Raw genomic sequence first — 11,285 nt, 5'->3', positions numbered from 1 at the left:
GGGGTTTTGTTTTGGGCGCTCGAAAAGTGTCCACCTTGTCCCCGTACACTTGTTCGTCCTGTGTCCGCCCCGTGCACCACAGTGCTAAAGTCCATCCCTCGATTTTGCTTTTCCCAAGGAAGCCGTTATGCCGGACGCGACGTCCCTCAGCCCTGGATTCATGGTGGTTCATGGCAACCGCCTGGACGAGCTGCGAAGCCTGGTGGTCAGTTGGATGCGCCGTTACCCGCTGGCGCCTTTGGAAAACGAAATCGCCCTGGTACAAAGCAACGGCATTGCCCAGTGGCTCAAGCTGGCCTTGGCCGAAGACCCGCAAGCCGATGATATGGGCGGCTGTGGCATTGCCGCAGCTATCGACGTGCAACTGCCTGGCAGCTTTATGTGGCAGCTTTATCGCATGGTCTTGGGCCGTGATGAGATCCCGCCCAAGTCCCTGCTTGATAAAGCCCCGCTGACCTGGCGCCTCATGCGCCTGTTACCCGAGTTGATCGACCAACCGCACTTCGAGCCGCTGCAACGCTTCCTGACGCAAGACACCGACCTGCGCAAACGCTACCAACTCGCCGAGCGCCTGGCTGACTTGTTCGACCAATACCAGGTCTACCGTGCTGACTGGCTGGAAGACTGGGCCGCAGGCCGGCACGAACTGCGCAATGGTCGAGGCGATTCCAAACCGCTCAACCCAGCCAACTGCTGGCAAGCCGAGCTATGGCGCGCGCTGCTGTTGGATGTAGGTGAAGCAGGCATGGCCGAAAGCCGGGCCGGCGTTCATCAGCGCTTCATCGAGCGCATCAACAGCCTTGAACAAGCACCTCCCGGCTTGCCTCCCCGGGTGATTGTCTTCGGCATCTCATCGCTGCCGGCCCAGGCGCTGGAAGCCTTGGCGGGCTTGGCTCGTTTCAGCCAAGTCCTGCTCTGCGTGCATAACCCCTGCCGCCATCATTGGTCGGACATCGTCGCCGACAAGGACTTGCTGCGTAACGAATACAAACGCCAGGCGCGCAAAGCGGGCATGCCCGTCACGATCGACCCACAAACTTTGCACCAGCACGCCCATCCGCTGCTTGCTGCCTGGGGCAAGCAGGGCCGTGATTACATCAGTCTGTTGGACAGCTACGACGACCCCAACAGCTACCGCGCGGCATTCCGCGACGGTCGTATCGACCTGTTCAGCGACAGCGAACCCACCACGCTGCTCAACCAACTCCAGGACGATATCCTCGAACTGCGGCCGTTGAATGAAACCCGTGAACGGTGGCCCGCTGTCGACTTGCAACGCGATACGTCGATCCGTTTCCACATCGCCCACAGTGCCCAGCGCGAAGTGGAAATCCTCCACGACCAATTGCTCCATCGCTTCAGCGCCGACCCCACACTGCGTCCTCGGGACATCATCGTCATGGTCCCCGACGTCGACAGCTACGCGCCGCACATTCGCGCGGTCTTCGGCCAGCTCGAACGCCATGACCCACGCTTCATCCCCTTCACCCTTACAGACCAAGGCCAACGTGGTCGCGACCCGCTGTTGATCGCCGTCGAGCACTTGCTCAAACTCCCCGACAGCCGCTTCCCCGTCAGCGAAATCCTCGACCTGCTCGACGTCCCGGCCTTGCGCGAACGCTTCGCCATCAAAGAGCGTGACCTGCCCACCTTGCATCGCTGGATCGAAGGCGCCGGCATCCGCTGGGGCCTGAACGCCGCGCAACGCGCCGGTTTAGGCCTGCCCACGGAGCTGGAGCAAAACAGTTGGCGATTCGGCCTGCGCCGTATGCTGCTGGGCTATGCCGTCGGTACCGGCACGGCCTGCGACGGTATTGAACCTTATGACGAAATCGGTGGCCTCGATGCGGCCTTGATCGGCCCACTGGTCGCCTTGCTTGACGCCTTGAACGATGCCCATCAAGCGTTATCGGAACCCGCGTCGCCACAAACCTGGGGCGAGCGTCTACAACGGTTGATGCAGCTGTTTTTCCTGCCCAGCAGCGAGCACGATGACTACCTGCTGGGCCAGCTCGAACAATTAAGAGAAACCTGGCTGGAAACCTGCGAGTCCGTTGGTCTGCAAGACGAGTTACCCCTTACGGTCGTGCGTGAGGCATGGTTGGCCGGATTGGATCAGGGGCGCCTGTCCCAGCGCTTCCTGGCGGGGGCGGTCAATTTCTGTACGCTGATGCCCATGCGTGCGATCCCGTTCAAACTGGTTTGCCTGCTCGGCATGAACGACGGCGACTACCCGCGGGCCCAGCCCCCCCTGGACTTTGACCTGATGGGCAGCGATTACCGCCCCGGCGACCGTTCTCGCCGCGAAGACGACCGCTACTTGTTGCTCGAAGCGCTGCTGTCGGCCCGCGACCAGCTGTATATCAGCTGGGTAGGCCGCAGCATCCGTGACAACAGCGATCGCCCGGCCTCGGTACTGATCGGCCAACTGCGCGACCACTTGGCCAGCGGCTGGCAGCACGCCAACAACGATCAGCCGCTGCTCGACGCAATGACCCAGGAGCACCCGCTGCAACCCTTCAGCGCCCGCTACTTCCACGAAGGCGATTCACTGTTCAGCTATGCCCGCGAATGGCAATTGCTGCATCAGGCACCGGCGGTCATCACCCAAGAGCAAGGCTTGACCCCTCACCAACAGGAAGAACCCCTGAGCCTCGGCCAGTTACAGGATTTCCTGCGCAACCCGGTCAAGCACTTCTTCAGCCAGCGCCTGAAAGTATTCTTCGAAGCCGCCGAAGTGCCGCTGGCTGACGAAGAACCCTTCGTGCTGGACGCGTTGCAACGCTACAGCCTCAGCGATAGCCTGCTGAACGCGGCGCTCACCCAACCCGATCAGCTCGATCAGGCGCTCAACGCCCAGGCCCTGCGCCTGCAAGGCAGCGGCCTGCTGCCGATGGTCGGTTTCGGTGAATGCCTGCGTAACGAACTGATCGAGCCGCTGCCAGACCTGGTGCAACGCTATCAAGACCTTCTGGCGCTGTGGCCCACCCCGCATACCGGGGCTGAACCGATCAGCTTTGCGTACCAGGGCATCCAGCTGGAAGGTTGGATCAGCGGCCTGCACCGACGCAGTGATGGCGGGCTGTTAAGCGTCACCACCATCCCCAACAGCATTGGCTCGATCAAGACACGCAAGTGGCACCGCCTCATCCGCCCCTGGGTCAATCACGTGGTGGCCTGCGCCTGTGGCCTGCCCTTGAGCACCGGTCTGGTAGCCAGTGACGACACCTTACTGTTGGCCCCGCTGGACAAGGCCAGCGCCGAGGAAATCCTCGGCAACCTGCTTTTGGCCTGGCGCACGGGAATGAGTACACCGCTACCTGTCGCGGTGAAAACCGCGTTCGCCTGGCTCGGCCAGACTGACCCCGCCAAGGCCCAAGCGGCTGCGAGCAAAGCCTATGAAGGCGATGGCATCACCACTGACGGCGAACGCCGCGAAACGCCAGCCCTCACGCGGCAATTTCCCGACTACGCGGCCCTGGTCGCCAGCGAAGAGTTCGAAGGCTGGTGCGAAACCCTGTATCGCCCGCTGATCAACGCCCCCTGGCGATCGCTTTCCAGCACGGAGGCCAACGCATGATCGGCAAACCCTTGGCCCTGGCGTTCCCGCTCAAAGGCAGCCAGTTGATTGAAGCCAGTGCAGGCACCGGCAAGACCTTCACCATCTCCGCCTTGTACCTGCGCCTGGTGCTCGGCCATGGCGGCGATGAATCCGGTTTCGGCCGCGAGCTGCTGCCACCGCAAATCCTCGTGGTGACGTTCACCGACGCCGCCACCAAGGAGCTGCGAGAACGCATTCGCATCCGCCTGGCCGAAGCCGCACGCTTCTTCCGTGACGAAATCGAACAGCCCGATGCGCTGATCGCAGACCTGCGCGAGCACTATGATCCGCAGCAATGGCCGGCCTGTGCCAATCGCCTGGACATCGCCGCGCAATGGATGGATGAAGCGGCGGTTTCGACGATCCACAGTTGGTGCCAGCGCATGCTGCGCGAACACGCGTTCGACAGCGGCAGCCTGTTCACGCAAACCCTGGAAACTGACCATAGCGACCTGCTGGGCGAAGTGCTGCGCGACTACTGGCGCTTGTTCTGCTACCCAATGCATGACGATGCCCTCAACTGGGTGCGCAATAATTGGGGCGGCCCCGCGGCGCTGATGCCACGGGTGCGTGCATTGTTCGGCAGCGAGCGGCCCACCGACGAAACCCGCGAGCCAGCCGAACTGATCAGCGCCTGCCTGCAAGAACGCCGTGCCGCGCTGGTTGCCCTCAAGGCACCCTGGCAACAATGGGCCGCCGAGCTGCGGGATATCTGCCTGCAAGCCGTCGCCGCCAAAGCGGTCGATGGGCGAAAGATGCAAGCGCGTTACTTCGAACCCTGGTTCGAAAAGATCAGCGCCTGGGCCGCTGACGAAACTCTGGAACAACTGGATATCGGCACCGGCTTTACCCGCCTGACGCCCGATGGCATGGCCGAAGCCTGGAAAGGCGAGCCGCCGCAGCACCCCGGCATCCAAGCCATGGCCGGCCTCAAAGCCAGCCTCGACGCCTTGCCAACGCCCGACGCGGCGGTGCTGCAACATGCCGCCGGCTGGGTTGGCAAACGCTTCGAAGAAGAGAAACGTCGCCGCGCCGAGATGGGGTTTGACGACATGCTGATCCGCCTCAACGCCGCCCTCCAGGCAGACGGTGGCGAGCGCCTGGCCAGTGTGATCCGCGAGCAATTTCCGGTGGCCCTGATCGATGAATTCCAGGACACCGACCCGGTGCAATACAGCATCTTCGACAGCATCTACCGCATCGAGGAAAACCACCTCGACAGCGGCCTGTTCCTGATCGGCGACCCCAAGCAGGCGATCTACGCCTTTCGCGGCGCCGACATCTATACCTACCTGCGCGCCCGGCAGGCCACCACCGGCCGCCATCACACCCTGGGCACCAACTTCCGCTCCAGCCATGCGATGGTCGAGGCGGTGAACCATGTGTTCCAGCGTGCTGAAACCGGCCGTGGTGCGTTTCTGTTTCGCCAACCCGATGGCGACAACCCAGTGCCGTTCCATTCGGTACTGTCCCAAGGCCGTAGCGAGCAGTTGCAGGTCGACGGCCAGACGCTGCCGGCCATGAACCTTTGGCACCTGCCCACCGACCAGCCGATTTCCAACGCGGTTTACCGTCAGCAACTGGCCGCCGCCTGCGCCACGCAGATCGTTGCGTTGCTCAATGGCGGCCAGCAAGGCAGCGCAGGCTTTGTGAAAGCGGGGCGCTTGAAGGGCGTGTTGCCGTCAGACATCGCCATCCTTGTGCGCGACGGCAAGGAAGCCCAAGCCGTACGTGCCGAACTGGCCAGCCGTGGCGTGCGCAGTGTGTACCTGTCGGATAAAGACTCGGTGTTTGCCGCCCAGGAAGCCCATGACCTGTTGGCCTGGCTCAAGGCTTGCGCGGAACCGGACGTCGAACGGCCATTAAGGGCGGCCCTGGCCTGCGTCACCCTGAACCTGTCCCTGGCGGAGCTGGAGCGTCTGAACCAGGACGAGCTGGCGTGGGAATCGCGGGTGATGCAGTTTCGTGGCTACCGTGCCATCTGGCGTACCCAAGGCGTGTTGCCGATGCTGCGTCGCCTGCTCCACGACTTCAAGCTACCGCAAACCCTCATCGCCCGCAGTGATGGCGAGCGGGTGCTGACCAACCTGTTGCACCTCAGTGAATTGTTGCAACAGGCCGCCTCGGAACTGGATGGCGAGCAGGCGTTGATCCGTCATTTGGCCGAGCATCTGGCGCTGTCGGGGCAGGCCGGTGAAGAACAGATCCTGCGCCTGGAAAGTGACGAGCAACTGGTCAAAGTGGTGACCATCCACAAATCCAAGGGCCTGGAATACGACTTGGTGTTCTTGCCGTTCATCTGTTCGGCCAAGCCCGTGGATGGCAGTCGCTTGCCGCTGCATTACCACGATGAACTGGGCAAGTCCCACGTCAGCCTACGACCCACGGCCGAGCTGATCGCCCAAGCCGATGACGAGCGCCTGGCTGAAGACCTGCGTTTGTTCTACGTGGCCTTGACCCGCGCCAAACACGCCTGCTGGCTGGGCATCGCCGACCTCAAGCGCGGTAATAACAACAGCTCGGTCTTGCACCTGTCTGCATTGGGCTATTTGCTCGGTGCCGGCGCGTCGTTGGGCGAATCAGCGAGTCTGGCGCGCTGGTTGCTGGACTTGCAGCAAGGCTGCGCGGCCATCGGTTATGACCTTGTGCCCGACGCCCAAGACATCCTGTTCCACCCGCCGCGCAACCAAGCGACCTTGCTAGCGCCGTTGCTGCCTGTACGCAAGGCCGCGGAAAACTGGTGGATTGCCTCCTACAGCGCCTTGCGCATCGGCGACAGCATGAGCGCCGCCAACCTCGAGGCGCCCGAGAGCCCACAGGCCCAGAAGCTGTTCGATGACGAACGCCTCGACCCCGATGCCCCTCGGGAAACGGTCGCGTCCGGCGGGGATATTCACCGTTTCCCACGCGGTCCCAACCCAGGCACCTTTCTTCACGGCTTGTTGGAATGGGCCGGTGAAGAAGGTTTCAACGTGACGCCCGAGGCCATCGAAAAAGCCGTGGGTGCACGCTGTAACCGCCGCAACTGGGAAGGCTGGATCGTCACCCTCAGTGGCTGGCTGGAGCACCTGCTGCAAACGCCGCTGCCCCTGCACAACGAGCGCTTCGCCCTCAGCGGCCTGCAGCAGTACCAGATCGAGATGGAATTCTGGTTCGCCAGTCACACCGTCGACGTGCTCGCCCTCGACAAACTGGTGTGCCAGCACACCCATGGCGGCGTGTCCCGCGTGGCCGCCGAACCGGTGCTGCTCAACGGCATGTTCAAAGGCTTTATCGACCTGACGTTCGAGCACGATGGCCGTTACTACGTGGCGGACTACAAATCCAATTGGCTCGGCCCTGACGACTCGGCCTACACCTTTGAGGCCATGGAACACTCGATCCTCGAGCATCGGTACGACCTGCAATACGTACTTTACCTGCTGGCCCTGCACCGCCAACTCAAGGCGCGCCTGCCACATTACGATTATGACCAGCACGTCGGCGGTGCCCTGTATCTGTTCCTGCGCGGTAGCCAATCGGTGAGCCAGGGGGCGTATTTCACCCGGCCGCCCCGTGAGTTGATCGAAAGCCTGGACCTGTTGTTCCAGGGCAAGCCCATCCCACCCAAGGTTGAGCCTGCCTGGGAACAAGGAGTGCTGTTATGAGCCTGTCACCGTTACCGCTGGAGGCGCTTTTGCCCCTTGATCGCGCCCCCGACCTGCTGCAGTTGCTTGCACGTTGGGTCGAGCGGGGTTGGCTGCGGGCCTTGGACAAAGCCTTCGTCGGCTTCCTGTACGAGTTGGACCGAAACGCCGATCCGCTGGTGCTGCTGGCGGCGGCCTTGACCAGCCATCAACTGGGGCATGGCCACGTCTGCCTGGATGTGTTCGAAACCCTCAAAGCGCCGGATTTTGCCCTGTCATTGCCGCCCGAAGGCGACCTGCACACCGGCGCCATGCTGCTGCCCTCGCAGTTGCTGCACGGCCTGGATGGCGGCCATTGGTGCCATGCCCTGGCTTCAAGCCCGTTGGTCGCGCTGGCCGTCGATGGCTGCGAGGAGGCCCGCAGCCGCCCGTTGGTGTTGTCCGGCAAGCGCTTGTACCTGCGCCGTTACTGGACCTACGAGCGGCGTATCGACCACGCCCTGCGCCTGCGCCTGGCCAGCGTGGAAGACGCCGCCGCCGATCTGCCGCAACGCCTCAATCGCCTGTTCGACCAACCGGCGCCCAATGGGGTGATTGACTGGCAAAAGCTCGCCTGCGCCCTGGCGACCCGCGGCGCCTTCAGCATCGTCACCGGCGGCCCCGGTACCGGCAAGACTACCACCGTGGTGCGCCTGCTCGCGCTGTTGCAGGCGCCCGCCGTGGAGTCCGGCAGCCCGTTGCGCATCCGCCTGGCCGCGCCCACCGGTAAAGCCGCTGCTCGCCTGACCGAATCCATCAGCCAGCAAGTGCTGTCACTGACAGTGCCCGACAACGTGCGGGAAAAAATCCCGACCCAAGTCACCACGGTCCACCGCTTGTTGGGCAGTCGTCCCGGCACTCGGCATTTTCGTCATCACCTGGGCAACCCGTTGCCCTTGGATGTGCTGGTGGTGGACGAAGCCTCGATGATCGACCTGGAAATGATGGCCAACCTGCTCGATGCCTTGCCGCCCCATGCGCGTCTGGTATTGCTGGGCGACAAGGACCAGTTGGCGTCGGTGGAGGCCGGTGCGGTACTCGGCGATTTGTGCCGTGACGCCGAAGCCGGCTGGTACAGTCCGCAGACTCTGCAATGGCTGCAAGCGGTCAGCGGCGAAGACCTCAGTGCCAGCGGCCTGCAAGAAGACCTCGATGCCCGTCATCCCCTGGCCCAGCAGGTGGTGATGCTGCGCTATTCGCGTCGTTTCGGCGAAGGCAGCGGCATCGGCCAGCTGGCGCGCTGGGTCAACCAGCAAAATGCCGAAGAGGCACGTCAGTTGCTGGCCGCGCGCCGTCATGACGACCTGTTTTGCCTAAGCCTCAAGGGCGAGCATGACCACGGCCTTGAGCGCTTGGTGCTGGACGGGCAGGGCGACGGCGCCCAGGGTTATCGCTACTACCTGAACCTGCTGCAATCGGCACGTCCACCTCTGGATACGCCGCGCGATGACCCGGCCTGGACCTATTGGGCGCAACAATTGTTGCAAGCCTTTGATGCGTTCCAATTGCTCTGTGCCGTGCGCAAAGGGCCCTGGGGGGTTGAAGGGCTGAACCAGCGCATCACCGCGGCCCTGCGCAAAGTCCGCCTGATCGAAGGCGACGAGCAGTGGTACGAGGGCCGTCCGGTCTTGATGACCCGTAACGACTATGGCTTGGGCCTGATGAACGGGGACATCGGCATCGCGCTGAAACTGCCCGAAAGCGATGGCGGCCCCCACGTGCTACGCGTGGCCTTCCCACGTAACGATGGCCAGGGTGGCGTACGTTTCGTGCTGCCCAGCCGCTTGAATGATGTCGAAACCGTGTATGCGATGACCGTACACAAATCCCAGGGCTCGGAGTTCACCCATACGGCGCTGATCCTTCCGGACGCTTTGAACCCGGTGCTGACCAAAGAGTTGATCTATACCGGTATTACCCGCGCCAAGCGCTGGTTCAGCTTGATCGAGCCACGCGGTGGGGTGTTTGAGGAGGCGGTACGGCGCAAGGTCAAGCGTTTGAGCGGGTTGATGCTGGAGTTGGATGCCGTGCCTGAAAAACTGACTGATAGGTCATGAAATATTTCTGATTCAGATGTCTGATTTTTCTGAAAAAATAGTAAGCCCCGTACCAGCTGTACGGCATGGGGTTTACCGCCGCTGTGCTATCGTTGCGGCATCACCCTGGAAAATACCTGAGAGAAGTGCTGCATGAACGTGGCTGTCTCGCCCACAGAGCGCAGTTTGAGCTGGAGACGCATGTTGCGGGTGGCGGTTCTGTGCCTGCTCGCGCCGCAGGTATGGGCGCAGACGCCCAGCCTCGCCGAGCAGCGCGCCCAGGCGGTCACCCAGGTCGTGCTGGGTATTCTCAGCTACGCGCGGTGGCCGGTGGAGCCTGCGCAATTGCGGCTGTGCATTGTCGGGCCGACTCAGTACACCGATGACCTGGTCAAAGGCACTACCCAGGCCACCGGTCGTCCGGTGCTGGTGCGGCGCCTGCTGGTCGATCATCCGGATATCGTCAATGCCTGTGATGCCGTCTACATCGGCAAAATCACACCCGACGAACGCAACCGCCTGTTTACCTCATTGATCGGCCATCCCGTACTCAGCATCAGCGAAGGGGGCGACCAATGCACGGTGGGCAGCCTGTTCTGCCTGCGCGTCAGCGATGAGCAGGTGTCGTTCGAGGTCAACCTGGATTCCGTCGCCCGTAGCGGCGTGCGCATCCATCCCAGTGTGTTGCAGTTGTCCCGTCGTCGAGCGTCTGGCTCATGAGTCGCGATAAAGTGCGGCCGACCCTGCGCTCGGTGATTGCTCGCGGGCATATGATCCTGGCGCTGGTGGCGGTCACCCTGGCCAGTGTGTCCCTGACCCTGCTCGGCGTCCTCGCCCTGCGGGTGTATGCCGAGCACAACTTGCACCTGATCGCCCGCTCCATCAACTACACCGTGGAAGCGGCCGTGGTGTTCAACGACAGTGCGGCGGCCACCGAAGCCCTGAGCCTGATTGCCTCCACCGAAGAAGTGGCCCAGGCAGAAGTATTCGATATCAACGGCAAGCTGCTGGCGCGCTGGGTTCGCCCGGAAACCGGCATGTTGTCACGGGTCGAGCTGCAAATAGCGCACGCCCTGCTCGAACAGCCCATCAGCCAGCCGATTCTGCGCCAAGGGCAAACCGTCGGCAGCATCCATCTGGTCGGCCACGGTGGAAGCCTGTTGCGCTTCTTGCTCAGCGGCCTGATCGGGATTCTGATCTGCACCGCCCTCAGCGCCTGGGTGGCGTTACACCTGTCGCGGCGTCTGTTAAATGGCATCACCGTGCCATTGCAACGCCTGGCCGCCGTCGCCCACGCCGCCCGCAGCGAGCGAGACTTTGACCGCCGTGTACCCTCGGCGCAGATCGCCGAACTCGACAGCCTGGGCAGCGACTTCAACGCCCTGCTCGGTGAGATGGAAGCCTGGCAGACTCACCTGCAAAGCGAAAACGAAACCCTGGCCCACCAGGCCAGCCACGACAGCCTCACCGGCCTGCCCAACCGCGCGTTCTTCGAAGGCCGGCTGATCCGCGCCTTGCGCAGCGCGGCCAAGGTCAACGAGCGGGTGGCGGTGCTGTTCCTCGACAGCGACCGCTTCAAAGACATCAACGACCGCTTTGGCCATGCCGCCGGCGACGCCGTGCTGGTGGCCGTTGCCGACCGCGTGCGGGCGCAACTGCGCGAGGACGACCTGGTGGCGCGCCTGGGCGGTGATGAATTCGCGGTATTACTGGCGCCCCTGCACAAGGCCGAAGACGCCCATCGCATCGCCGACAAAATCATTGCCAGCATGGACATGCCGATCCCCCTGCCAGGTGATACCCAGGTGTTGACCTCCCTCAGCATCGGTATTGCCATTTATCCCGAGCATGGCGCCACTCCCGGCACCTTGCTCAACGCCGCCGACGCGGCGATGTACCAGGCCAAACGATTGTCCTCGGGCGGCCAGCAAACGGCGGAGTCGGAGCATCCCGTCGTCAACGTTCAACACAGGAGTTGATTCC

General features: G+C 62.9%; 5 protein-coding genes. All 5 read left to right on the top strand.

Translation table 11 applies throughout. The features are described from left to right. Nucleotides 1-127 precede the first annotated feature (127 nt). The 5 genes from recC (at nucleotide 128) to QK296_RS20985 (ending at nucleotide 11,281) form a co-directional block, all read left to right on the top strand. Nucleotides 128-3,580, top strand: a complete 3,453-nt coding sequence (recC, locus tag QK296_RS21005) for an exodeoxyribonuclease V subunit gamma (protein ID WP_282391261.1) — start codon at nucleotides 128-130, stop codon at nucleotides 3,578-3,580. Next, on the top strand, nucleotides 3,577-7,248 hold the full coding sequence (recB, locus tag QK296_RS21000) for an exodeoxyribonuclease V subunit beta (RefSeq protein ID WP_282391260.1): 3,672 nt from the start codon (nucleotides 3,577-3,579) through the stop codon (nucleotides 7,246-7,248). Before recC ends, recB begins: the two co-directional genes overlap by 4 nt. After that, nucleotides 7,245-9,323 (top strand): exodeoxyribonuclease V subunit alpha, encoded by a 2,079-nt coding sequence (gene recD, locus QK296_RS20995; protein ID WP_282391259.1) that lies wholly within the window; start codon nucleotides 7,245-7,247, stop codon nucleotides 9,321-9,323. Before recB ends, recD begins: the two co-directional genes overlap by 4 nt. A gap of 132 nt (nucleotides 9,324-9,455) precedes the next feature. Further along, entirely contained in the window at nucleotides 9,456-10,022 is a 567-nt protein-coding gene (locus QK296_RS20990) for a YfiR family protein (protein WP_034133673.1), read from the top strand. Then, a complete protein-coding gene (locus QK296_RS20985) occupies nucleotides 10,019-11,281 on the top strand; it encodes a diguanylate cyclase (protein ID WP_282391258.1) in 1,263 nt (420 codons plus the stop codon). Before QK296_RS20990 ends, QK296_RS20985 begins: the two co-directional genes overlap by 4 nt. The last annotated feature ends 4 nt before the right edge of the window (nucleotides 11,282-11,285 follow it).

It is taken from the genome of Pseudomonas sp. AL10, assembly GCF_029960685.1.
Classification (GTDB): Bacteria; Pseudomonadota; Gammaproteobacteria; order Pseudomonadales; family Pseudomonadaceae; genus Aquipseudomonas; species Aquipseudomonas lactis.
The sequence above is the reverse complement of the archived record's forward strand: the minus strand, read 5'-3'. Positions and strand labels throughout refer to the sequence as shown.

Excerpts from the sequence above, each read along its gene's own strand:
- recC (WP_282391261.1), top strand. The coding sequence starts at position 128 with ATGCCGGACGCGACGTCCCTCAGCCCTGGATTCATGGTGGTTCATGGC.
- recB (WP_282391260.1), top strand. The coding sequence starts at position 3,577 with ATGATCGGCAAACCCTTGGCCCTGGCGTTCCCGCTCAAAGGCAGCCAG.
- recD (WP_282391259.1), top strand. The coding sequence starts at position 7,245 with ATGAGCCTGTCACCGTTACCGCTGGAGGCGCTTTTGCCCCTTGATCGC.
- QK296_RS20990 (WP_034133673.1), top strand. The coding sequence starts at position 9,456 with ATGAACGTGGCTGTCTCGCCCACAGAGCGCAGTTTGAGCTGGAGACGC.
- QK296_RS20985 (WP_282391258.1), top strand. The coding sequence starts at position 10,019 with ATGAGTCGCGATAAAGTGCGGCCGACCCTGCGCTCGGTGATTGCTCGC.